Origin of the sequence: Neobacillus vireti, assembly GCF_036962345.1 — a bacterium.
GTDB classification, from domain to species: Bacteria; Bacillota; Bacilli; order Bacillales; family Cytobacillaceae; genus Neobacillus; species Neobacillus vireti_A.
In genome coordinates this window covers 147121-172943 of sequence record NZ_JBALNB010000011.1, presented here as the reverse complement: position 1 = coordinate 172943, position 25823 = coordinate 147121, and the positions used below count along the sequence as shown (strand labels likewise).

The following is a 25823-nucleotide window of genomic DNA, read 5'->3' as shown; positions in this document are numbered from 1 at the left end:
CTCGATTTAATTTATATACTCTTCAGATTCCAGGATTAATTCATACATTTGTTTTGTTGGTTCCAGCGGGTAAACTCCCAGCTCTTCTTCTAAAACTACCTTGCATTTTTGAAACCATTTCATTGCCTGCGGCCGATTGTTTTTTCGATAATAGCAATACATTAATAACCGATAGGCCTCTTCCCAAGTCCGGTCACGCTGCAGTATTTTTTCGCACCAATAGATAGCTTGATTATAATTTTCTTGACGGACCATTAATTGAGCCATTTTTTCCGCCCCTCTTAAAAAATACACAAGCATGCTTTCGCGTTTACTAATACACCAATCATCATAACGGCGTTCCGGCAAATAGTCTCCCATATACAGCCTTAAACCTTTTTCTAAAAGATTTATCACTTTTTCATCGGAGGATTCGCTCAAACCACCTTGAATCCAGGATTGAAATCGGGTAGTGTCTAAATCAAATACAGCATGAGGATTTAAACCATAGAACATTCCTTCACGAATAATGAAAAAGGGAGCTGCTCTCGCCTTACGCAATGGTTCCAGTACATGATGAAGACTATTTAATGCAACTTTGAAATCACGGTCTGCACTTTTTTTATCTTGATTAGGCCAAAGGATTTGGAGAATTTCATCCTTTGCGATCAACTCGCTATTGGTTATAAATAATTGAAACAATTCTTTTGCTTTCTCTCTTTGCCAATCCTTATCCCCAACTTCTTTTTCTCCAAGCCAAATTTTAAATTGACCCAATGTTTGGACCCTTATCGAATAGCCAGGGTGTGATTCCAATGTTGCGATATTCATATCTTGTAGTATTTTAATAGAATAGGATTTTTGGATATTATCTTTTACACAATCGATTAATAATGGCACGATCATTTGTAAATCCCGCGGACTAAATAATGACACTTTATGAAAAAAGAATTCGAAGTCATATGTCTGAACCATAAATAAAAATTTATCCATAGTCTCTTTAAATGAATCCTTTCTTTTCTCCAAAAAGTAAATATAAGATAACCAAAACCTGCTTACCATTTGTCCAAAGGTATCCTCACATTGTAAAAATAATGCCTCTGTTTTTTCTAAGTAGAATAGTCCTTTTTCTAGTCTTTCATTATAAATACAGGTAATCCCCATACATAGACGAATAAAAGCAGAAAGCCAAACATCATGGACCCTTTCAGTCTCCTGTAATGCCTTTTTACCAACTTCCATTGCCCGCTCATAGTCTCCATGAGTCCCATAAAGGATACAAAGACCCATTAAGGGTTCGGCTTTTCCCCTTTCAACATTAAGCGTACTCATAATTTCTAATGACGTATGGTAGCACTGTTCAGCTAAATCTAAATCATACTTATTGAGAATTTGAACAGCATGACCCATTCGAATCCAGCCACAAGCCTCCACAAACGGTGCTTTGAGACTTATTCCCTGCTGAATTCCAGCTTGTGCTAATTCCTTGGCCTGTAAACCCTCTCCCGTAAAAGCGTCTATTAAGGACAATAATAAGTCTGTTTCTCTGTGTGCCTTTGGAAGGGCATAACCAGTTTTACTTGCTAATTTTTCTTTTTGGCTGAAGAGAAACTTTTTTGCTTCTTCAAAACGACCTGTTCGCAAATACAATCTTGCTTCAATATTTCCTTCCAATACTTCTGTATTAGACTTTTTTGCCTTCTGCAGCCATTTTTCTGATTTTGAAGATTTTCCTGAATTCAAAAGATTTTCTGACAGCAAATAGTATAGTTTGGCCTTTTCCTGCCCTGAACCAATGCTCTTTTCTCTCGCTTCAATGGCTTCATATAATAATTTCTCAGCTTGAAGAGGTTGGATGGTATCTAAATAAATCTTCGCTTTCCCTTCCAATGCTTTACTCATTCCGAGAAAATCATTTCGCTTCTTTGCCTCGATTAACGTCTTTTCATAACAGGCTTCAGCTTCCTGATATTGAGAGTGATAGCGATGGACCTCTGCTTTTATAAACCAAAGGAGGTAATACGTATCTAACTCAGACACAGGAATCAACATTAAATAATCAGATAAGCTCTTAAGTTTGCCGCCTTCGAGCATGTTCATACCGTTGTCTTGCAAGATAGAAGCTATTGCATGAAATTGATTAATTTTTTTATAGTGATAGAGTGCCTCTTCCCACATCGATCTTCTTTCATAAAAGCGTGCACACTTCTCATGCAATAAGGAATAGTTATAAGGATTGTTTTTTGAGAATGCGTTTTCCAAAAACTCTTTGAAAAGGGCGTGATAGCGATAATGTTTTAACCCAATCTTTTGAATGAACAAATTTCTTTCCTTCAATTGTTCAAGCATGTTGGAAGCTCCATGTATTCCAATTACTTCATCACATAGTTCTTCCTCAATGACATCTAAAATTGAAGTTTGTTCCAAGAACTGTTGAATCATAGGAGGCTGTTTTGAAAAGACTTCCATTACTAAGTAGTCAAACAAATCTTGAAGTGAGTATGAGGTCTCAACCAATGTTGATAAATTTCCAGTTAGGGGAATTTGCTGGGCAATCATACAAAGTGCAATAATCCATCCTTCAGTTAATTGATAAATGGTTTGTAAATGTTCAGGCTCTATTTCCAGCCCATATAGGTCCGATAATAGCAATTCCACTTCATCTATTGTAAGGACCAAATCTTCTCTTGAGATTTCTAATAAATGTCCATTAACCCTCATTTTCGTTAGGTGCTTCCACCCCGGGCGGCTGCGGCTTGAGATAACCAAATGCAGGTTAAAAGGAATATGCTGAAGTAATTTTTCAACCCAGCTATTAATGGTATAAGAATGTTCGATTTGATGGTAATCATCTAAAATTAATGTGATATCTGAATTTACTTCAAGAATTTCATTAATGAATAACGAGCACAAGTAACTTATATCCTCTTCCCGAATGTACCGGTCCATAGTTTCAATATACTGAGCAATTTCCTGTCCAAAGCCAGGAACAAATCCTCTAATCGAATGAATAATATAGGAAAGGAATGGAAGGATGTCGTCATCATTGGACGAGATGGAATACCAGCAGCCAGAGATTTTTTCATCCCTCATAAATAAAGCCAGTGCCGTACTTTTTCCAAATCCAGCTCCTGAATGAATAATGGTCAATGGGTACTCTGGAATTTTCTTCATTTTTCGCGTCAGCTTAGCACGTCTAATAAATTCATCTTTGACAACTGGAATCCGCAGCTTGGTTTGAATAATTGGCAGCTTCATTTATTATCCCCCCTCTCTCAATTTTTCCAATTTTTACACTATTTTATCATATTATTGTCCAATTTGGCGATAATGACATTCAAACTGATTTTTACTCCTCGTAAATCATCTTTTTAGTCATTCCCCCGTCTATAATCAGATTAATTCCCGTAATAAAATCATTTTCCTTTGCCGTTAAATAAAGGCATGCCCTGGCGATATCATCCGGTTTTCCGACACGTTTGGATAAATGCTGCTCATGGTCAATGGCTGTTAATTGAGTATAGTCTCCAGTGTGAATCCATCCAGGTGATATCGCATTAACCGTAATGTGATCCTCGCTAAGAGATGCTGCTAACGCATGTGTTAGCGCAACAATACCGCCTTTTGTTGCAGCATAACCTTCTGAATTTGGCTCAGACATGATTGCCCTGGTTGAAGCCATATTTACAATTGATCCCCCTTCTTCATTCTCACGCATATACTTTGCAGCTTCCCGAGAACAAAGAAAAACGCTTCTCAAATTGGTTTGTATGATATCATCCCATTCTTCTAACGTTACCTCGTAAAGTGATTTAAATAGCCCTTTGCCAGCATTATTTATAATAATATCTATTCTGCCATATGTTTTTTGAACTCTTTTCATTAAGCTAATAATATCGACTTCATTTCTTACATCCGTTTTTACAAAAAGAACATCTGCGCCAAGTTGTTTAAGTTCAGAAACTGTCTGGCTGCCTGGTTCCTCCTTCACATCAGCAATCACTACCTTTGCACCCTTTTCTGCATAAGCTAAAGCAACTCCACGACCGATACCATTTGCCGCCCCTGTTACAATCACTACTTTATTTTTAAAGGTCAAAAAAATCAGCTCCCTGTTTCGAGTTATGTATATATAGTTTAACCCATAGACCTAACTCCGCCTTTATTCAGGTGGAGATTTTTACTATGTAACGAATTCAACTGTTAAAGAAAAACTAAGTGGAATCTGTATTAAAGGGTGATGATTAACGTGCAGCAAAAATGCTTTTATTGTGTAAATGACATTGAAGAAAAACAACTTCACTATGTTACCTTTCTTTCCTCAAACACAGAAAGAGATGAAACACTTTGTGATGAATGTTATCAAGAATGGCTGCAAGGAGTAAAGGGGTAACAAAAATAGGGCCGATTTAAACTCGGCCCTACTTTTATTTGCATGTATTTAAGTTGTAGACAGTGCTGCCACTATCATCAATGTTTAGCAATTTAATGGTCATTTCAGGAAAGGCAGTTTCAAGTTCATGTTCAAGAGCTTTCCCTTTTCCTTTTTCACAAAAGCATAATACAGTCGGTCCTGCCCCACTTAAGGCAACACCAAATGCGCCCCTGGCCTTGGCAAAATTTTCAATATACTCGTAGAAGGGGATTAGTTTTTTCCGATATGGCTGGTGGAAAAGATCTCGCTCCATCATTTTCCCAGCCATTTCCCACTCTTGGCTAAGAAGGGCTGCTACTAATAAGTTGGCCGTTGAAGAAGCTTGGATTGCTTCGGGATAGGAAAAATCCGTTGGCAATACACCTCGTGAATCCTTTGTTAGTAAACTTTCTTGCGGTATTACAGCAACCACTTCAAACTTACTATTGGTGAAGGAAAGGATATTAACCTCACCCTGTTGATAACTGCCAATGACTAGACCCCCATATAAAGACGCCCCAACATTATCAGGATGGCCCTCTATTTCAGTGGCTAGCAGCAATTTTTCTTCTTTTGTTAATGCTAATTCTCCGATATGATCAGCAAGTTCAATACCTGCAATTATCGCAGAAGCACTAGACCCCAGGCCTCGTGCTAAAGGAATATTACTGGTTGCATTTATCTTACAAGGTGTCAACACTTTGCCGTACTTCGCGGCAGTTTGAATCGCAATTTGACAAATGAAGTGATTTTCATCTTGAGGTAAATCTTTTAAGTCTGCTGAAGATGAAAGACATTTCCACTCATCACTCTTCTCTACCTCTAGTTCTAAATATAAATCAAGTGCAACTCCCATGGAATCAAATCCAGGACCTAGATTTGCTGAACTTGCAGGTATTTTTATTACAAACTTTCCATCATTATCGATCATTGATGGACAACTCCCTTAATATGGTCTTTATATGCTTTAAGTAATCCGGTCCATCTCACAACGATTTTCTCACTACTCTATATGCACTCTTAATTTCTTTAACTGCTGGTAAATGATTTAACTCATAAAGGATACCGTCATAATTTGTAAGCGAAGCACGATGTGTAACTAAGACAATTTCTGATGTTTCATTTTTCTTAACTGGCAATTGTAATATCTTTTCGAAGCTGACGCCATACTTTGCAAAGATAGAGGTGAGTTCTGCGAACACCCCAACCTCATCCTGTACATGGATACGTAAGAAGTATTTAGAGTACTTTTCGTTATCATCTTTTAAACGTTTAGGATATTGTGGTGTAACTGCACTGCGTCCATTTACCTCAAGCCGTAAATTCTTCATTACCCCTACTAAGTCGGACACTACAGCAGTAGCAGTTGGCATGCTTCCTGCACCTGGTCCATAAAACATTGTTTCCCCAACCGCTTCACCATAGACATAAACCGCATTATACTCATTTTGGACAGAAGCTAAAGGATGGTTATCGGATAAAAAGGTAGGCTGGACACTTACTTCTACTTTTTCCCCTTCTCGGTGTGCATATCCTAACAATTTCATTGTATAACCTAATTGTTTTCCATATCGAATATCTTCATCTGTCACAGAAGAAATTCCACTTACTTTTACATCATCAAGCTCTATATGCATTGAAAAACCTAACGTCGCTAAAATGGTCATTTTACGGGCAGCATCTAAGCCCTCTACGTCTGATGTAGGATCAGACTCTGCAAACCCGAGTTCTTGTGCCTCTTTTAGGGCATCTTCATAACTTGAGCCGTTTTGACTCATTTTTGTTAAAATATAATTAGTCGTACCATTAACGATTCCCATCATTTGGGTAATTCGGTCAGAGGCAAGTCCATCGACTAATCCTCTTAAGATGGGAATCCCGCCAGCAACACTTGCTTCATAGAACAAGTCACAGCCATTCTCAGAGGCAACAGTTAATAATTCAGATCCGTGAAGAGCCATTAAATCCTTGTTCGCTGTCACAACATGCTTTCCATTGCGGAGCGCACTAAGCAAATATTCTTTTGTTTCTTTAACCCCGCCCATCACTTCAATCACAACATCTATGTCGGAATCATTTAGGATATCAGATGGGGATGATGTTAACAAAACAGGATCAATTTCTACTGATCTTGTTTTCAATACATCGTGGACCAGGATTTTCTTTATAACGACAGGACACCCCACCTGGTGCATTAATTTATCTTGGTGATTTTCAATGATTTTTACAACACCTGAGCCGACTGTTCCCAAACCAAGTAAGCCAATTTGGATTGCTTTCATATCTATCCCTCCGCAACTGTCTTCTACATGCGTACAATTGTATTTATATAGTAGACATTATATGATTCTCTTAATATATTTACAATAGACTAATTTTTTGAAAAATTCAATGTAATCGCTTACCGCCGCGCCATTAGCGGGCTGATATTTATATATTTTTTTTTATTCTAATACTTAAAAAATTATTAATTTTAACTCTTTACAACACGAAAGGTTAACATGTAGAATATTCACTATATTCAGACCAACCATTTGAACTTATTATACTCTATAAACAATATTCTATAAATGTAATGATGAAGACGGTAGTAAGAAATTGCTTCAGAGAGCTGGTGGCTGCTGCGAACTAGTGCAAATTCTTACTTTTACCCAGCCCTTCTGAACTGGCAGACTGAAATTTAGTTAGTAGGAATGCCCGGGATATCCCGTTACCATACCTGAGGCTGCACATTTTTTGCAGCAAAAGAGGGTGGCACCACGTAGATCACGTCCCTCATAACCAGACAAATCTGTCTGGTTATGAGGGGCTTTTTAATTTTAAAGCGGAAGCGCCTTGTCCAGGGGCGACAGGCATAAGACGAGCCGGCGTGAAGGTTGTTCTTTAACCTTCATGACGGATTGGCTTATGACCCGAGCCCCTAGGCGCTGGAGCTGGATAGCATGTTAATTTTACTAAGAAATGAAAGGATGAGGAGTAAAATGTTTAAGGTACTTGTAACAGATGGTATTAGTGACACTGGTTTAAAAAGCTTGTTTGATCATCCTAATTTTATTGTAGAGCGCCAGCCTACACTGAAGCTTGAAGAGCTAAAAAATATTATTGGAGATTACGAGGCTTTAATCGTACGCAGTCAAACAAAAGTGACTGCGGAACTGCTTGAGTATGCGGACCGGCTAAAGGTAATCGCACGAGCAGGAGTTGGCGTTGATAATATTGATGTTAATGCTGCTACTGGAAAAGGAATTATCGTAATCAATGCTCCTGGTGCCAACACGATCGCAGCTACTGAACATACATTAGCGATGATGCTCTCAATGGCAAGAATGATTCCTCAAGCTCACAAAAAAACAGTCGGCGGAGAATGGGATCGAAATTCCTTTAAGGGAGTAGAATTGTACAAGAAAACACTCGGTGTCATTGGAATGGGGAAAATCGGGACAGAAGTTGCAAAACGTGCTAAAAGCTTCGGGATGACTATCTTGGGATATGATCCATATTTAACAGAGGAAAGAGCCGAGAAACTTGGAATGAAAAAAGCAAGTCTCGATTTAATTGCACGTGAGTCAGATTTCATCACCATTCACACACCGCTTACAAGTGACACAAAAGGATTAGTAAACGACGACTACTTAAGCAAAACGAAAAAGGGTGTAAGATTTATCAACGTTGCTCGAGGCGGAATTATTGATGAAAAAGCGTTGGTAAGAGCGATTCAAGCAGGTCACGTTGCAGGCGCTGCACTCGATGTATTTGAAAAAGAGCCAGTTGCCGACCCAGCATTATTGGATAACCCAAATATTATTGTAACTCCGCATTTAGGAGCATCCACTGTAGAGGCACAGGAAAAAGTAGCACAAGAGGTTAGTGAAGAAATTATTGAGATTCTTGAAACACAGTCAATCCGGAATGCAGTTAATATGCCGCAAATGTCTGGAGAGACACAACAAAAAATGCAGCCATACCTACTGCTGGGTGAACAAATGGGGCAGCTTGTGGTTCAATTATTAAAACATGCTCCTTCAAAAATTGAAATCAACTACTTTGGGGATTTAATTGAAGAAGATACAGAATTATTAACAAGAACGATGATTAAAGGAATTCTATCCCATCATTTAAGTGATTCAGTAAATTTAATTAATGCTCTCCATCTTTTAAAAGAGCAGGGAGTTTCCTATAATGTCCAAAAAAATGCAACAAATAAAGGGTTCGCCAATTATATGGAGCTTTCCATTACAAAAGGCAATGAAACCGCAAAAATTGGTGCAACAGTATTAAATGGCTATGGTGCAAGAATTGTAAAGATCAACGAGTATCGGATTGATGTAAGACCAGAGAGCCATCTATTACTTGTCAAACATCAGGACGTTCCTGGTATGATTGGTAAGGTTGGATCCCTTCTCGGGGATTATCAGATCAATATCGGAACCATGCAAGTGGGCAGAACAACAGTTGGCGGAGAAGCCATCATGATGTTAACACTAGATAAGCAAATTACTTCAGAGGTTATTCACGCCCTGACACAAATTGATGGATTAAACGAAGCCCGATCATTAGAATTATCCATTGTTGATCACTTTTATCCAGGAAGACTAGAGCTTGAGAAAACGAAATAACTAAAGAATATGTGAATGACCAAATCTGATATGATTTGGTCTTTTTTCTGATAACCAGTAGTGCTGAAAAATTGCTTCAGAGGGAATCAGATTCCATGATTTATGATAAGGTTAGTGAGTAAATGGGCAATATTTTCAAGAAACACATATAGACACCCAGAAAAAGAGGGATTGCAGCCGCAATCCCTCTACTTTTTCTCAATAATCCCTCTGACATCAAGTACATTATCGAGAATATAATCTGCTCCGTGCTTTTCAAAGTCACTTCTCGCATCTTTTCCAGATAATCCTGTTAACACTGCAGCAAATTGGCATCTCATTTTTCTCGCAGCTAACAAGTCGGCCAAAGAGTCACCAACAACAAGTACCTCTTCCCCATTTTCAATCGGCAATGGTGTATTTAAACAGGTCTCAACTGAAGTTTCTCTGCCTTTAAGGCCCATAATGTATGTAAAAGGGTTTGGCTTTGATAATGACACCCTTTCATTTAACTCATTTTCAGCTCTAAGGACATCGTCAGCAGTTACAATATGATTGCTATCAAAGTGTTTTAACCAGTCCAAATGATGAAATGGCTGAATGGTTTCAAGCTCAGGTCTCCCCGTCCCTATACCAATCCTCACCCCAGATTCTTTCAAAAAAGAAAAAAGAGCTGCAATTTCTTCTTTAGCTGCTAATGTGGTCTCATTTGCTAAAAAGCCTTTCTTTCCTAGCTGCACAGATGGTCTGCCTGTAGATTTCTGAACATTTTCATCGCCCACGTACCATTCCTGACTAGAATGTTCACATACAGACCATAGTGCTCCAATCCCACTAAAAATAGAGGTTTTAGCCCCAAGCTTTTCTTCTGCGAGTTCGTTTAGATAGATGAACAATTCTTGTTTTGTTTCCTTTGAACGTTCAAATTCAGTTACAAACAGATTGAAATCCATGTTGACTGAATAATTATGTAGTACTCTGCCCATTTCAAGCAGCACTTCTCTCGTAATGGGTTCCTGCAGCCAACTGTTGATTCTGCTATTCTCGATTTCCTTGATCTGAGATAAAAGATGGATTAATTGGTGCCCGAAGGATAAATAAATCATATCCCAATTGGCATTCAGTCCCCTTGACTTCATCAGCTTAAGGACCTCATCATTTTTTCCGAATACATTTTCTCGAATTGACTTAATCTCTGCGGCATTATAATCTGTCTTGAATTTCTCAGGTGCCAATCCCAAATAATTATCGCTGATTAATAGTTCCCAAACGGTTAATGCAGATGCATCAAAATAATGCTCTTCACTTAACAAGACCCCATCTACATCAAATAATATTGTTTTAATCATTTAAACAACCCTCATTTCCCAGTCCGCTTTATTTCGTTATCGTAACACAGTGCACAATAAAATAAAATACAAAAAAGCCAGCCATAATAATGACTAGCTTTGCTTCTGTTTACTTTGCAAAACGATGATTTCCAATAGTTACTGTTGTTTCACGAGAAAAGATCCACTGGCTTACAGCAGTACTAGGGTTGTAGAAGAATAAAGAACCATTTCCTTGTCCTTGAAAAGCAAGTGCTTCGTTAACAGCCTGTTTTGACGCTGCATCTGCAGGTTGATTAATTTGACCATTTTGTACAGGCGTGAATGCGTAATGTCCGTTAGAAATCTGATAAATTACTTCTCTTACAGAGTTAGGAAAATCCGGACTTGCAACCCTGTTCAAAATGACTGTTGCAACTGCTACCTTCCCTGCATAAGGTTCACCAACTGCCTCTGCACGGACAAGACGTGCCATAAGCTCTTTATCTGCAGCAGAAATAGTAGCATTTGGGATTACTAGATTAGAACCAGCATATAATAGTGAACTTTTCGCATTGTTTTCCTTCATTAAAGTAGTAACAGGAACACCGTACTTTGTTGCAATTTTCCAATATGTTTCACCGGATTGTACTTTATGACTGCCAGCTGCTTCCGACTTTGTTACACCCGTAAATGCTGACATTGATAAGATTAACCCGGTTGCAATTACAAGTTTCTTTAGTTTTTTCATGTTTTATTCCTCCTCGTTGTTGTTTCTCTACTACTAAGGCTATCAGTTGTAACATTCTTATTCATTAACCAAAAAAAACCATTGCTGAAACCGGCCAATCAGCTCCTGCTATGAAAGCATCTATCTATTAATTGGAATAATAAACCATTAAATTTAAAATCCCATAGAATTCCACTTATGGGTAATTCAGGTGAATTTATTACATTTCATTTCAGGCATATTTCATAAAATCCCATTGTAACAATTAAGAGACTTCACGGAATTGACAAAATATCCTTCAAAAAGAGTGCGGATTCCATCTAAATGTTTGGTAATAATATAATAGAGGACAAAATATTGGAGGGTTTTAATATGGAAAATCAGTTAGTCAACGTACTTAACAAACAAATTGCCAATTGGTCTGTATTGTATATCAAGTTACATAACTATCACTGGTATGTAAAAGGGAGTCAATTTTTTACCCTGCATGCTAAATTTGAGGAGTTCTATAACGAAGCTGGTCTTCATGTAGATGAATTGGCAGAACGATTACTAGCAATCGGGGGGAATCCAGTTGCAACGATGAAAGAGTATCTTGAAATTTCATCTGTTAAAGAAGCACAAGGAAGCGAAACTGCTGAAGACATGGTTCAAACCATAATTAATGATTTTTCGATTATTATTGGAGAACTGAAAGAAGGTATGAGCTTAGCCGGAGAAAAGGGCGATGAAACAACGGGTGACATGCTCCTAGCGATTCATTCCGGCCTAGAAAAACATGTGTGGATGTTGACAGCATTTCTTGGAAAATCAATTTAATTCTTAATTGTTACGAAAAAAGAGACTATTTAATTAGTCTCTTTTTTGCGAGTAATGATTAATAAACAGATGGTAATAATCGTAAAGGCGGTAAATGCCAAAATAGGAATGGTGATAAAACCAAGCCAGTTAATATAATCTTTCGAGCATGGTACTCCACTTTTACACATTTCAAATTGCTGTAAATAAGGAATCTTTTGAAGTGCCGTATGATAACCTGAAATGAGCATTCCGATGATTGACAATGGTAAGGTGTATTTCACAATTTCATTATCGTTTCTGTAAAAGGCAATTCCAAGTATAATCGCCAATGGATACATAAAGATTCGCTGATACCAACATAAGGTACAAGGAATGTAATGAAGAACTTCACTGAAATACAAACTGCCTATGGTGGCAATAAGGGCTGCCACCCAAGCAAGCAGTAATGGTTTATTCATTCCCCTTCTGCTCCTTTGCAGCTTCCTCTACCAACTTATTTAAATCTTCCATCGTTGTTCCATCAAAACGCTTTCCATTTACGAAAATCGTTGGAGTTCCTTGAACTCCTAATTTTCCTCCAAGAGCTTCATCACTTTTCCACGCTTCCTCCGGATCCTTCGTATCAAAATAGGCAGTTACCTTTTTAACTTCTGCCTCACTGGCAATTTCTTGCAGTGTCTCTGTTAGGAAATCCTCAGTAAATAGGTCCACTTTTTCATAGCGTGTATCTTCTGGCTGCTTATCGTAAATAAGTTCATGGAACTCCCAAAATTTATCATTTCCTAATTCATGATAAACCGCTTCTGAAAATTTCGCCGTTCGTTCCGAGTCAACATTAATAAAAGGATAATGAAAATAATAAAATTTAGCTTTCCCTGTATCAACAAAATCTTTTACAATCAGCGGTACAACATTGTCGGCAAAGTTTTTACAATTTGGGCATTTATAATCTCCAAACTCAACAATGGAAACCGGCGCCGATTTTTCCCCTAAAAAAGGCTGATTGGCATAATCAATCTCTTCTTTAGCAGTATTATCAGACTTTTGATTATTCGCTAAAAAGATAAAGCCAATTATACTAATTGCAATCAGCCCGATAATCCAAAAAACAAACTTTGATGAAGATGATGATTGTTTCGTCCCTTTTTTAGAGTTCTTTTTCTTTTTTGCCATTATTCGACTCCTTATTAAATTGATGTTTATGGTACTAACTATATAGCGGGTTTCACAAAAATTCCAGTTATTAGACTGAAGTACCATGCAAAGGTTAAAATAAAAGAATACCAAAAATAGAAGGAGATTTTAAGATGACAACAACTAATTTACAGCAAGGGTATATCGGTACATATACAAAAGGAGACAGTAAGGGAATCTATCGTTTCACATTAAATAGTGCTGAAGGAAGAATTACAGATATTCAGGCTGTAGCAGCCCTTGAAAATCCGACATATCTATCCTTGTCCCATGATAAAAAACATTTATATTCTGTAGTTAAAGATGGTCCAGCTGGCGGTCTTGCTGCTTATTCGATAAGTGAAGACGGAGATCTTATGCCTATTAATCGTCAATTATCAGAGGGTTCTTCTCCTTGTCATGTAAGTATTGATAGTAATCAGCAGTTTGTATTCAGTGCAAATTATCATAAAGGAACAGTTGAATCATTTTTGCTTAATCCTGAAGATGGTTCGATACAGCCAGCTGCTTCTATAATGCAGCATGAAGGGTCTGGACCCGACCCAAGACAGGAAAAGCCACATGTGCATTATGCCGGGTTAACCCCTGATGAAAAGTATCTAGCTGCAGTGGATTTAGGGACTGATTCTCTTACCACATATGAAGTGGCAACAGATGGAAAGCTTACAAAAGCACATCTTCTTCCAATGAAGGCTGGTAGTGGACCTCGTCACCTAACTTTTCATCCAAATGGAATACTTGCGTATCTAATGACTGAATTTAGTTCAGAGGTAATTGTTTTACGCTATCATCCGGAAAATGGTCATTTTACAGAAGTACAATATATTTCTACTCTTCCCGAAGACTTTAATGAAAATAATCAAGGAAGTGCTATTCATATTTCGGCGGACGGACGCTTCGTTTATGCAGGAAATCGTGGTCACAATAGTATTGCTGTCTTTCATGTTGAAGAAACAGGCGAACTAAGTTTCTTAGAACACACTTCCACTGAAGGAGATTGGCCAAGGGATTTCGAAATTGACCCGAGCGGTAAATATATTGTTGCTTCAAATCAAGAATCCAGTAATTTAGTGCTGTTTGCAAGAGATGAAAATACTGGAAAATTAACTCTGCTTCAATCAGATATTACAGTGCCATACCCGGTTTGTGTTAAGTTTTTAGGAAATTAAACTTAACTTAAATAAAGGATGTGTCTTCGGTGGATTTCATTCATAGTCAGGAATCCTTAACGACAATACAGTGGATTTTACGTGCAATTGTTGCCTATTTCTTTTTAATTATTGTTGCAAAAGCGATGGGACAGCGTTCGATTGCAAAATTAAGATTAATTGATTTCGCTATGGCACTTTTAATCGGAAACATTATTGCCCACCCATTGTCTGATCCACATCATGGACTAAAAGGTTCTATTACGACAACAGTGGTATTGGTAGTTCTGTACATTGGCAGTGTGTATTCTATGTTAAAATGGCCGCGAATTAGAAACTTAATTACTCCTCCACCCATTACACTTATTAAAGATGGAGAGATTATTTCCAATGGGTTGAATAAAGCGAGAATTTCAATTGATATATTATTAGAAGAATTAAGGGAAAAAAAAGTAGAGGATGTTAAAAAAGTTGCATTAGCATTGTGGGAAGCTGATGGAAAAGTTTCTGTGTTTTTGGATCCAAAATATGAGGCCATTACTCCATCAACCTATAACTTGGATACCGAACCCTTTGATTTACCTAAAACGATTGTTAAAGAAGGCAGGATTAATTTTCAGGAATTGGCACAAATCAACAGGAAAGAGGATTGGCTTATTTCCACTCTGAAAAATCAGCACCAAACTAACCTTACCAATGTCTTGCTGGCAACCATCGACCGAAATAATATCTTAAAGGTTTTTTTATACAAATAGCTATTACTGAAAATATTAATTGACACTTCTGCTTTAGTGTAGTAAATTTTATAAAAAGTCAAAATATTATACTATACTTTCTTATCAAGAGAGGCTGAGGGAATGGCCCTATGAAGTCTCAGCAACCTTCAATGTTTTTTTCATTGAAAAGGTGCTAAGTCCATCAAGTTATTTGTAACTTGTGAGATAAGAAGAATGACCTATGCAAATATGCATCCAAAAGTCTTCTTCTTATAAGAAGGCTTTTTTTATTATTCATTTATAGGAGTGGTTGACTATGTATAAAATTGATACAAAGCTTGCGCAATTAGGAAATCGCAGTGAAACTGCAACAGGAACGGTTAATCCTCCCGTTTATTTCTCAACAGCCTACCGCCATGAAGGGATTGGGCAATCAAGCGGATTTGATTACTCACGTACGGGTAATCCTACTCGTCAGCTGCTTGAAAAGGCGATTGCCAACCTTGAAGGTGCAGACCAAGGCTTTGCATGCAGTTCGGGAATGGCAGCGATATTTACTATTCTCTCACTTTTCGAGTCTGGGGACGAATGGATTGTGAGTGAAGATTTATACGGAGGTACTTATCGTTTATTAGAACAAGGCTTTAAAAAATGGGGACTCCAGACGCAATATGTTAATACATGTAGTCCAGAAGAAATTGAGAGAAAGATTACCCCGCAAACAAAAGCGATCTTTCTTGAAACACCCACGAACCCACTCATGCAGCAGTCTGACATTGCTGCTGTTTCAAAAATAGCAAAAAAGCACGGAATTATTCTGATTGTTGATAACACATTCTATACACCGCTTCTTCAACAGCCAATCTTGCTTGGTGCTGATATTGTCATTCATAGTGCGACTAAATACTTAGGCGGCCATAATGATGTCCTTGCAGGTCTGATTGTTGCGAAAGGAAAAGAAATTTGTGAGGCATTGGCTTTTCATCATAATGGAGCGGGCGGAGTCCTTAGTCCTTTTGATTCCTGGCTGGTAATGCGCGGAATGAAAACTTTATCACTAAGAATGCAACGACATGAAAGCAATGCGAAGGCCATTGTTGAATACCTCTCAACCCATGATGGTATTACAGATGTGCTGTATCCAGGGAAAGGAGGAATGGTTTCCTTCCGCTTACAAGATGAAGCTTGGGTGAATCCATTCCTTCAAAGTCTTTCTCTCATTACATTTGCAGAAAGCCTTGGCGGCACAGAAAGCTTTATTACGTATCCAGCAACACAAACTCATGCGGATATTCCATTAGAAGTTCGAATTCAATCAGGTGTCTGTAATCGACTATTAAGATTTTCAGTGGGTCTTGAAGATCCAACAGACATCATTCAAGATCTTGAACAGGCATTAGCAAAATTAAAAGAAGGAGTGATTGGATAATGAGTTCTGAAAATTATAGTTTTGAAACAAAGCTCCTTCATAATCAGCATAAAGTTGACCCAGCCACTGGGGCAGTCAGTGTGCCAATCCAACATGCGTCTACATTCCATCAATTTGATTTAGATAATTACGGAAAATACGACTACGCTAGAAGTGGAAATCCAACACGAGAAGCGCTAGAGGTTGTAATCGCGGAATTAGAGGGCGGAACAAGAGGCTTTGCTTTCTCATCAGGAATGGCGGCTATTTCGACAGCCTTCCTCCTTCTGTCTGCTGGAGATCATATTGTCATTACCGATGATGTGTATGGCGGTACCTATCGAATGGTCACCCAGGTACTAACTCGATTCGGGATTGAACATACATTTGTCGATATGACAGATCTTAATCAAGTAAAAAATGCAATCAAGCCTAACACCAAAGCATTTTATGTTGAAACACCATCAAATCCCTTATTAAAGGTTACAGATATTGCAGCCATTACAGCTATAGCAAAAGAGATAAATGCAATTACCTATGTAGATAACACGTTCTTAACCCCTGAGTACCAAAGACCTTTAGAGCTTGGGGCAGATGTAGTTCTTCACAGTGCAACGAAGTTTTTATCCGGTCATAGTGATGTGGTTGCAGGTCTTGCGGTAGTAAAAGATGAGGAATTGGGTAAGAAACTGTATTCTTTACAAAATTCCTTTGGTGCTATACTAGGAGTTCAGGATGCATGGCTGGTTCTTAGAGGAATCAAAACGCTCCATGTCAGACTTGAGCAATCACAAAAATCAGCTATCAAACTAGCAGAATTTTTAGAGACTCACCCTTTAATTGAAAAAGTTTATTATCCTGGTCTGGAAAATCATCCTCAGTACACCCTGCAAAAGAGTCAAGCGGGCGGTCCAGGGGCGGTTTTATCCTTTGAATTTATGGATGAACAAGCACTTCAAGTCTTTCTTTCCAACGTAAAAATACCTGTATTTGCAGTAAGCCTTGGAGCAGTTGAATCCATTCTTTCCTACCCTGCGAAAATGTCACATGCTGCAATGTCGCAAGAGGAAAGAGAAAAACGAGGAATTAAAAATAGCCTGATTCGGTTATCCGTTGGCTTGGAAAATCCGGAAGATCTTATAAAGGATTTCTCACAAGCGTTAGAACAGGTAAACCAAAAACTATTGGCCTTGCAACAAGGAGATTAATAATGACCTTATTAGATAAATTAAAAAATCAAATTTTAATAGGTGACGGTGCCATGGGCACCCTTCTTTATTCATTTGGAAAGGACAGCTGTTTCGAAGAGTTAAACCTCTCTTATCCGGAAAAAATTCAGGAAATCCATAAAGCCTATTTAGATGCCGGTGCCGACGTGATCCAAACAAACACGTATGCAGCGAATTATCTAAAACTACAACGTTATGGCCTTGAAGACTCGGTCAAAGCCATCAATAGTGCAGCTGTCAAGAATGCAAAATTGGCTGTAGGAGAAAATGCATTTGTACTAGGTACAGTTGGCGGAAACCGCGGTATTAAGCCTAGTGCCTTATCCATTGAAGAGTTAAAACGCAGTTTTCGTGAACAATTATATTGCCTATTACTAGAGGGTGTGGATGGGATCCTCTTGGAAACCTTTTATGATCTTGAGGAACTTGAAACCGTCCTTACGATTGCTCGAAAGGAAACAAAGCTCCCAATCATTGCCCAAGTCTCACTTCAAGAGCCCGACGTACTGCAAGACAAAACACCGATTAATGAGGCGTTTACTCGTCTGGAAAACCTCGGTGCCGATGTTATCGGATTGAATTGCCGGCTTGGACCTCATCATATGCTGAAAACACTTGAGCAGATTGAGCTGCCAGAAAATGCTTTCCTTTCTGCCTATCCGAATGCGAGTCTGCCAACTTATACAGATGGTAAATTCCTTTATGAAGGGGACTCAGATTATTTTAAGAAATCTGCACAAAGCTTCCGTCAACAAGGAGTACGATTAATTGGCGGCTGCTGCGGAACAACTCCTGCGCATATCCAGGCATTTGCGTCAGAGTTAAAAAATAGTGCGCCTGCCACTGAAAAAGTAGTGAAAGTAAAAACGAAGAGGATTATCGTAGAACAAAGTTCAGCAAAAAGAGATCTCCAGCCTCTTGAGGAAATCGTGAAGGAACGTCCTTCCGTTATCGTAGAATTAGATACTCCAAGAAAGCTGGATACTAGCAAATTTTTTGAAGGCGCAAAGGCGTTGAAAGAAGCAGGAATCGATGCGATTACGATGGCAGATAACTCGTTAGCTCAGGTGAGGATTTCCAATGAAACTTTAGGTTATCTGGTAAAACAAGAATTAGGAATGCGGCCGCTCATCCATATTGCCTGCAGAGACCGCAATATTATTGGTTTGCAATCTCACTTATTAGGGCTTCATACCCTTGGAATGCATGACGTACTTGCCATCACCGGTGACCCTGCCCGAGTGGGGGACTTCCCTGGTGCATCCTCTGTTTACGATGTATCATCTTTCGAACTGATACAAATGATTAAACAATTAAACGAAGGCTTATCGTTTTCTGGAAAAGACTTAGGACAAAAAACAGCCTTTAGCATTGCGGGTGCCTTTAATCCAAATGTCCGTTCAGTTGAAAAAGCAGTGAAACGTCTAGAGAAAAAAATTGAATACGGTGCCGATTATTTCATTTCACAGCCTGTTTTCTCTGAGGAAAAATTAATCGAAGCCTATGAACATACAAAACACCTGAAAGCACCTATTTACATTGGTTTAATGCCTTTAACGGGCAGCAGAAATGCGGAATTCCTTCATAATGAGGTACCTGGAATTAAAATTGCTCAATCGATACGAGACAGAATGGCCGCCTTGAATGACCAGCCATTACAAGCTGCACGTGAGGGAATAGCAATTACGAAGTCATTAATTGACGCAGCACTCGACCTATTCAATGGAATTTATTTAATCACACCATTCTTACGATACGAACTAACAACTGAATTAGCGACATATGCAAGACAGCGTGCAACTCAAGTTAGGGGGAACATCTATGTCTAAAGCTACATTAAGTGAACAACTAAAAAAACGAATCCTTGTGATGGATGGTGCCATGGGTACCATGCTTCAGCAGGAAGATTTAACGGCAGAGGACTTCGGCGGTGAACAATTTGAAGGCTGTAACGAGAATCTCAACATCACAGCGCCTTCTGTTATCGCAAAAATTCATCGTGAATATTTGGAAGCTGGAGCCGATATTATTGAAACGAATACCTTTGGGGCAACAAGTATTGTTCTTGACGAGTATAATCTCGGTTTTAAAGCTTATGAATTAAATAAAATTGCTGCGCAAATTGCGAAAAAGGAAGCTGAGAAGATTTCTACAGCTGATTGGCCGCGATATGTTGCAGGTTCAATGGGACCGACTACTAAGACATTAAGTGTTACGGGTGGAACCACTTTTGATGCACTTGCTGATTCTTATGAGGAACAAGCAATCGGACTGATTGACGGTGGTGTCGATCTTCTTCTACTTGAAACAAGCCAGGATATGTTGAATGTTAAGGCTGGTTTTATTGGTATACAAAATGCCTTTAGTAAAACTGGTAAAAAGCTTCCGCTGATTATTTCTGGCACGATTGAACCAATGGGTACTACCCTGGCAGGACAGTCGATTGAATCCTTTTATATTTCTCTAGAGCATATGAATCCAGTTGCAGTTGGACTAAATTGTGCTACGGGTCCGGAATTTATGCAAGAGCATATTCGTTCCCTTTCCAATCTTTCGCCAAAAGCGATTATCTGTTATCCAAATGCTGGTCTGCCTGATGAAGAAGGACATTATCATGAAACTCCTGAAACATTAGCAAAAAAGCTGGCTGATTTTGCTGCCCATGGCTGGTTAAACATTGTAGGCGGCTGCTGTGGTACAACACCGGATCATATTCGGGCAATTTCAGAAGAAATGAAAAAGTTCTCACCTCGAAGCGCACAGCCTGCTGATCACCATATGGTTTCAGGTATTGAACCATTTGTTTATGATGATCCAACACTAAGGCCAATTATGGTTGGGGAGCGTACCAACGTTATTGGATCTCGTAAATTCAAGCGCCTTATTAATGAAGGGAAAATTGAAGAAGCCGCAGAGATTGCCCGTGCCCAGGTTAAGGGCGGTGCACATGTCATTGATATTTGTTTAGCAGACCCTGATCGTGATGAGTTGAGCGATATGAAGAATTTTATCCCGGAAGTGGTTAAGAAAATAAAAGTACCACTGGTGATTGATTCAACAGATGAAAAAGTGATTGAACAAGCACTCAAGTACTCTCAAGGTAAAGTCATTATAAATTCGATTAATCTTGAAGACGGCGAAGAAAGATTTGAGGCAGTCGTTCCACTTATTCATAAATACGGTGCTGCTGTCGTTGTTGGTACGATTGATGAAAAAGGTATGGGGGTAACAGCAGAAAAGAAACTAGAGATTGCCAAGCGTTCTCATGACCTTCTTGTGAACAAATATGGTCTAAAGCCACAGGATCTTATTTTTGACCCTCTCGTTTTCCCTGTCGGTACCGGAGATGAGCAGTATATTGGCTCTGCCAAAGCAACAGTAGAAGGAATTAAACTAATTAAAGAACACATGCCTAAAACCCAAACCATTTTAGGAATTAGCAATGTATCCTTTGGTCTTCCGCCTGTGGGCAGAGAAGTCCTAAATTCCGTCTTCTTATATCACTGTACACTAGCAGGACTTGATTATGCGATTGTTAACACTGAAAAACTAGAACGATTTGCTTCGATATCCAAGGAAGAAGTTTCATTAGCAGAAGAACTTCTATTTAATACAACTGATGAAACATTAGCTACTTTTACCGAATTTTATCGCGGTAAAAAGAAAGAGACAAAGAGTACATTACCAGACATGAGTTTGGAAGAAAGACTCTCATACTACGTTATAGAAGGTACAAAAGAAGGGTTATTACCTGACTTGGCGATAGCACTTGAAAATTATCCTGCACCGCTTGATATTATTAATGGACCGCTAATGGAAGGTATGAAAGAGGTAGGACGTTTGTTCAACGACAATCAGCTCATCGTTGCGGAAGTACTTCAAAGTGCTGAAGTCATGAAGGCTTCTGTCTCTTACTTGGAAGAATTTATGGAAAAAGGTGATGTCTCTGCTTCCAAAGGAAAGGTCATCCTAGCAACTGTAAAAGGTGATGTCCATGATATTGGAAAAAACCTTGTAGATATTATTCTTAGCAATAATGGTTATGATGTCCTTGATTTAGGGATTAAGGTATCACCAACAGAACTCGTGCAAGCCATTCAAAAGGAAAAACCGGACATCGTTGGCTTATCAGGTTTATTGGTGAAATCAGCACAGCAAATGGTTTTAACCGCACAGGATATGAAAGAAGCGGGAATTTCAACACCTATCATGGTAGGTGGCGCTGCACTTTCTAGAAAGTTCACCGATACCAAAATTGCAAAGGAATATGAAGGGCTCGTTCTATATGCAAAGGATGCCATGAATGGTTTATCACTTGCCAATCAGCTTCAATCACCAGGAGAGCAAGAAAAGCTTATGGCTGAAAAACAAGAAAAGCTAGCCGCGCTGGATCAGCCGCGTGAGTTTATTGGCCGTTCGGCCGTCTCAACTGCTGTTAAGCCGAGACCTAGTGTTTCTACAGAAGTACCTGTTTTCACACCAATGGATACAAAGAAACATGTTCTTAAAACGTATTCCCTTGCCCATATTGAGCCGTATATCAATATGCAAATGTTAATCGGTCACCACTTAGGTGTAAAAGGGAAAATTGCAAATCTCATTGCCCAAAAGGATGAAAAAGCGTTAAAAGTAAAAGGAGTAGTTGATGGGTTACTAGCAGATGCAAAACAAGGAAATTGGATACTCCCAGCTGCTGTCTATCAATTCTTCCCTGCTCAATCTGATGGAAATAAAATTTATATTTATGATCCAGAAGATACGAATACCGTTATTGAAACATTTGATTTCCCTCGCCAGGAATCTGCACCACATTTATGTTTAGCAGACTTTTTAAAGTCTGTGGACAGTGGCGAGAAGGATTATGTAGGATTCTTTACCGTTACAGCTGGAAGAGGAATCCGTGCTAAAGCGGACCAGTTAAAGGCAGAAGGCCGTTTTCTTGAGAGTCACGCTCTGCAATCCTTAGCACTTGAAACAGCAGAAGGCTTCGCTGAATTAATCCATCGTCAAATGCGTGACCGTTGGGGATTCCCTGACCCGCTGACGTTTACCATGCAAGATCGCTTTACCGCAAAATATCAAGGACAGCGCTTCTCATTTGGTTATCCAGCATGTCCAGATTTAGAAGATCAGAAGAAGTTATTTTCGTTAATTCATCCAGAGGAAATTGGAATTGAATTAACAGATGGCTGCATGATGGAACCAGAAGCTTCTGTTTCTGCTATGGTATTTGCTCATCCTGAGGCAAGATACTTTAATGTATTACGATAAAAAAATCCGCGGATTAAGTTCCGCGGATTTTTTTGATGGTTTGGTGAGTACATAGGTAACTGTTTCTGAATGAAGTGGCGTGGGCGCGATTTATCCTCAAGAACCTTGATTAAGGACAAATCTTTCTGACCGCTCTTAAACGATTTGTCCTCAAGACCCTTGATCAAGGACAAATCCTACTGCACTGCTCTTGCGATTTGTCCTCAAGACCCTTGATTAAGGACAAATCTTTCTGACTGCTCACGCGATTTGTCCTTAAGAACCTTGATTAAGGACAAATCTTTCTGACTGCTTAAGCGAATTGTCCTTAACACCCTTGATTAAGGACAAATCTTTCTGTCTCCCCACGGATTTGTCCTCAAGCCCCCTTGATTAGCGACAAATCTCTATGGCAGCATTCAAACAGTTTTCAAAAAAAGTTGCCCGAATCAGCACCTCTTTAGTAATGCTAATAAAATTTTTTATAAACCAACAATCAATGCCAAAACAGCCATTTGTTAAATTGAGTTAATCCCGCCAACTCCAACTCCATTACAAGTGAACTTTCCTTGACATTTCAATCAGGACCTTATATAGTTACCTAGGTAATCATATTACTTACCCAGGTAACTAATATGCATATATTATTATTGGAGTGAAGTTATTTGACGCACCACGCATTATTTCATACTCTTCATCAACTTTCTAGACAACTGACCAAACAACTAAATGAAGCGCTAAAACCCTTAGGATTATATAGTTCCCAATGGTCAGTCATTTACGTACTACATACAAAAGGCTCAATCACTCAAAAAGAGCTGTGTGAATATCTATTTGTTGAAGCCCCTCCTATGACACGTACGATTCAGCGGCTGGTTAAACAAGGATATGTCAGACAGATTCCTGGTGAGGACAAACGAGAAAAGTATATTCAATTAACCGAGGATGCAATTAAAGAATTTCCAAAGTGGGAGAATGCTGTATCGGAGTGCAACCAGGCATTATTAACAAATTTCCCGCAAAGCTCACAACAAGAATTAGCAAGACTTCAAGGTCTATGGTTAAAAGAGCTATTGTAAAACTGCATTTGGAAAATAAGGAGTGATCATATGAACAAACCTAAATTATGGACAAAAGATTTTATTAATATTTCCTTGAGTAACTTTTTCTTATTTTTAACCTTTTATATATTACTCGTAACTCTGCCGATTTTTGCATTGCAGGAATTTGATAGTAATGCCTCACAAGCAGGATTAATGACAACTATATTCTTGCTTTCTGCTATTGTATCCCGCCCGCTAGCTGGACAATGGCTTGAGCGAACAAGCAATCGAAAAGTTTTAGTAACGGCGCTTTTGATATTTGCTGTCTCTTCTCTTCTATATTTTTTCCCTACAACTGTTACAGGTTTCCTAGTAATTCGATTATTACACGGGATTGGCTTTGGTATGGCAACAACCGCAGTAGGAGCCATTGTAGCGGACCTTATTCCGAGTTCACGCAGAGGGGAAGGAATGGGATACTTTGTTATGTCGACAAACATGGCAATGGTATTGGGGCCATTCGTGGGATTGACATCGATCCAGCAATGGGGTTCGGAAACCATGTTCATCCTGTCTGTTATCGTAGCCATTGGTGCACTAATTACCGGTCTAACCGTGAAGTTGGCGAAGCCAGAGGTACCAGATCAAAAGGTCGTACTTCCTGCCTTCTCATTGAAAAGTCTTATTGAACCATCCGCGGTATCAATTGCTATAGTCGGCGGTTTCTTAGCCATTGTGTATTCTGCCCTGCTTTCCTTCGTATCTGTCTATGCAAATGAAATAAATCTAACCGAAGTATCGAGTCTTTTCTTTGTTGTTTATGCGATCATCTTATTAATGTCTAGACCGTTCACAGGAAAATGGCTGGATCAATACGGCCCTAACGTGATTGTTTTTCCGTCCATTGTTCTATTTGCATTTGGAATGTTTGTATTAAGTCAAAGCGGTAGTGCCACTACCTTTCTTGTTTCAGCTGGTATGATTGGCTTGGGCTGGGGAACACTTTTTCCTACCTTCCAAACAATTGCTATTCAAAATGCTGCACCAAGAAAACGCGGGTTAGCTACAGCTACTTTTCTATCAATCTATGATATTGGTATTGCACTAGGCTCCTTCTTGGTTGGTTTAATCGCAGCAAAAATGGACTTTAGTTCTTTATATCTAATGTGTTCCTTCTACGTCTTAATCGGAGCCATTCTGTACTACTTCCTTCAAGTCAGAAAGCCAACATCAACAAAATTAAAAAGCCAGCAAGCCTTACAAGTAAAAGAGCAATAACCTTCAAGAACCATCAAACGATGGTTCTTTTTTATCATAAGCACTTTAGTGCGCCTCGGCTTTTCCTTGAGCAGTGATTTTTACTTTTCTTTTTTATTAAGGTACACTTTTATTGTATTAATTATTCGAATGGAGGTTTTTACATGTTTGATGTTATAGTGATTGGTGCTGGACCAGCAGGAGCAAGTGCTGCTTTAATTACTGCTAAAGCTGGTAAAAAAACATTGGTTATTGATAATGATAAGAGCGCTACCAAGCGTGCATGGGTGGAAAACCATTATGGCGTGTTAGAAATCTCTGGTCCCGACCTTATAGAAATCGGAAAGAAGCAAGTCACTAAATTTGGCGGCGAAATTATTCAAGCTGCAGTTACGAACATTAGTAAGGTTGAAGGCGGCTTAAAGGTAGAAACAGATAACGGTGAACATGAAGCAAAGCATGTTATTGTTGCTACTGGATTCCTTGTAGATGTTGCTGAAAAATCTGGTCTAACTACCAAGCCAGGTACAGAGCCTAGAGTAAAAACGATTATTGATGTAAATGCACAAGGAAAAACAAATGTAGATGGCGTTTGGGCTGCAGGAACAGTTGCTGGCGTAAGTGTACATACCATCATCACAGCTGGTGACGGTGCGAAGGTTGCTTTTAATGTGGTAAGCGAATTGAATGGCGAACGTTATGTTGACCATGATGTTTTAAAAGCTTAATTGAATGAAAAAATCCCCATTTTG

The 25823-nt window shown here is 38.9% G+C and carries 20 protein-coding genes, 1 riboswitch and 1 other annotated feature; of the genes, 12 read left to right on the top strand and 8 right to left on the bottom strand.

Going from position 1 to position 25823, the window contains the following annotated elements; all coding sequences use genetic code 11:
• Window positions 1–6 precede the first annotated feature (6 nt).
• Window positions 7–3237: a BTAD domain-containing putative transcriptional regulator gene (locus V7108_RS14470; protein ID WP_335568598.1), complete on the bottom strand. Its 3231-nt coding sequence runs from the start codon at window positions 3235–3237 to the stop codon at window positions 7–9.
• A 91-nt stretch (window positions 3238–3328) separates the two neighbouring features.
• Entirely contained in the window at window positions 3329–4078 is a 750-nt protein-coding gene (locus tag V7108_RS14465) for an SDR family NAD(P)-dependent oxidoreductase (RefSeq protein WP_335511634.1), read from the bottom strand.
• A 150-nt stretch (window positions 4079–4228) separates the two neighbouring features.
• On the opposite strand from V7108_RS14465, the gene V7108_RS14460 reads away from it, so the two are divergent.
• Complete coding sequence (locus tag V7108_RS14460; RefSeq protein ID WP_335511632.1) at window positions 4229–4372, top strand: hypothetical protein; 144 nt, start codon at window positions 4229–4231, stop codon at window positions 4370–4372.
• Between the two features lie 34 nt (window positions 4373–4406).
• Here the strand turns inward: V7108_RS14460 and thrB are convergent, their stop codons facing one another.
• Together thrB and V7108_RS14450 are read right to left on the bottom strand one after the other, a co-directional pair.
• Window positions 4407–5324, bottom strand: a complete 918-nt coding sequence (gene thrB / locus V7108_RS14455) for a homoserine kinase (protein ID WP_335568597.1) — start codon at window positions 5322–5324, stop codon at window positions 4407–4409.
• Window positions 5325–5379: 55 nt separating this feature from the next.
• Window positions 5380–6675 (bottom strand): homoserine dehydrogenase, encoded by a 1296-nt coding sequence (locus V7108_RS14450; protein ID WP_335511628.1) that lies wholly within the window; start codon window positions 6673–6675, stop codon window positions 5380–5382.
• A 284-nt stretch (window positions 6676–6959) separates the two neighbouring features.
• Window positions 6960–7172, top strand: a binding site (T-box leader).
• 202 nt (window positions 7173–7374) lie between these two features.
• On the opposite strand from V7108_RS14450, the gene serA reads away from it, so the two are divergent.
• A complete protein-coding gene (gene serA, locus V7108_RS14445) occupies window positions 7375–9009 on the top strand; it encodes a phosphoglycerate dehydrogenase (RefSeq protein WP_335568596.1) in 1635 nt (544 codons plus the stop codon).
• A gap of 188 nt (window positions 9010–9197) precedes the next feature.
• On the opposite strand, the gene V7108_RS14440 is transcribed toward serA, so the two are convergent.
• Window positions 9198–10337, bottom strand: coding sequence for an HAD family hydrolase (locus V7108_RS14440; protein ID WP_335511624.1), 1140 nt, complete (start codon window positions 10335–10337; stop codon window positions 9198–9200).
• Between the two features lie 109 nt (window positions 10338–10446).
• Window positions 10447–11046 carry a cell wall hydrolase gene (locus tag V7108_RS14435; protein ID WP_335568595.1) on the bottom strand — a complete coding sequence of 200 codons (600 nt, stop codon included), beginning with the start codon at window positions 11044–11046 and terminating at the stop codon, window positions 10447–10449.
• 351 nt (window positions 11047–11397) lie between these two features.
• Between V7108_RS14435 and V7108_RS14430 the strand changes: the two genes are divergently transcribed.
• On the top strand, window positions 11398–11844 hold the full coding sequence (locus V7108_RS14430; RefSeq protein ID WP_335568594.1) for a Dps family protein: 447 nt from the start codon (window positions 11398–11400) through the stop codon (window positions 11842–11844).
• Window positions 11845–11873: 29 nt separating this feature from the next.
• On the opposite strand, the gene V7108_RS14425 is transcribed toward V7108_RS14430, so the two are convergent.
• Both V7108_RS14425 and V7108_RS14420 read right to left on the bottom strand, forming a co-directional pair.
• Window positions 11874–12284, bottom strand: a complete 411-nt coding sequence (locus tag V7108_RS14425; RefSeq protein WP_335511618.1) for a disulfide oxidoreductase — start codon at window positions 12282–12284, stop codon at window positions 11874–11876.
• Window positions 12277–12999 (bottom strand): DsbA family protein, encoded by a 723-nt coding sequence (locus V7108_RS14420; RefSeq protein WP_335568593.1) that lies wholly within the window; start codon window positions 12997–12999, stop codon window positions 12277–12279. The genes V7108_RS14425 and V7108_RS14420 overlap by 8 nt, the downstream gene beginning before the upstream one ends.
• Before the next feature lie 134 nt (window positions 13000–13133).
• Between V7108_RS14420 and V7108_RS14415 the strand changes: the two genes are divergently transcribed.
• From V7108_RS14415 to V7108_RS14375, 9 genes are all read left to right on the top strand, one after another.
• Window positions 13134–14189, top strand: coding sequence for a lactonase family protein (locus V7108_RS14415; protein WP_335568592.1), 1056 nt, complete (start codon window positions 13134–13136; stop codon window positions 14187–14189).
• A 29-nt stretch (window positions 14190–14218) separates the two neighbouring features.
• Window positions 14219–14923 carry a DUF421 domain-containing protein gene (locus V7108_RS14410; protein ID WP_335568591.1) on the top strand — a complete coding sequence of 235 codons (705 nt, stop codon included), beginning with the start codon at window positions 14219–14221 and terminating at the stop codon, window positions 14921–14923.
• 78 nt (window positions 14924–15001) lie between these two features.
• Window positions 15002–15116, top strand: a riboswitch (SAM riboswitch).
• 84 nt (window positions 15117–15200) lie between these two features.
• The gene (locus tag V7108_RS14405) at window positions 15201–16313 is read left to right on the top strand and encodes a methionine biosynthesis PLP-dependent protein (protein ID WP_335568590.1); all 1113 of its coding nucleotides are present in this window, start codon (window positions 15201–15203) and stop codon (window positions 16311–16313) included.
• Window positions 16313–17500 (top strand): cystathionine beta-lyase, encoded by a 1188-nt coding sequence (metC, locus tag V7108_RS14400; RefSeq protein ID WP_335568589.1) that lies wholly within the window; start codon window positions 16313–16315, stop codon window positions 17498–17500. Before V7108_RS14405 ends, metC begins: the two co-directional genes overlap by 1 nt.
• Before the next feature lie 2 nt (window positions 17501–17502).
• Window positions 17503–19350 carry a bifunctional homocysteine S-methyltransferase/methylenetetrahydrofolate reductase gene (locus V7108_RS14395; RefSeq protein ID WP_335568588.1) on the top strand — a complete coding sequence of 616 codons (1848 nt, stop codon included), beginning with the start codon at window positions 17503–17505 and terminating at the stop codon, window positions 19348–19350.
• Complete coding sequence (gene metH / locus V7108_RS14390) at window positions 19343–22792, top strand: methionine synthase (RefSeq protein WP_335568587.1); 3450 nt, start codon at window positions 19343–19345, stop codon at window positions 22790–22792. The genes V7108_RS14395 and metH overlap by 8 nt, the downstream gene beginning before the upstream one ends.
• Window positions 22793–23436: 644 nt before the next feature.
• Entirely contained in the window at window positions 23437–23850 is a 414-nt protein-coding gene (locus V7108_RS14385; protein WP_335511601.1) for a MarR family winged helix-turn-helix transcriptional regulator, read from the top strand.
• 30 nt (window positions 23851–23880) lie between these two features.
• Window positions 23881–25092, top strand: a complete 1212-nt coding sequence (locus V7108_RS14380; protein WP_335511599.1) for an MFS transporter — start codon at window positions 23881–23883, stop codon at window positions 25090–25092.
• Window positions 25093–25235: 143 nt separating this feature from the next.
• Window positions 25236–25799, top strand: coding sequence for an FAD-dependent oxidoreductase (locus V7108_RS14375; RefSeq protein WP_335511598.1), 564 nt, complete (start codon window positions 25236–25238; stop codon window positions 25797–25799).
• Window positions 25800–25823 lie beyond the last annotated feature (24 nt).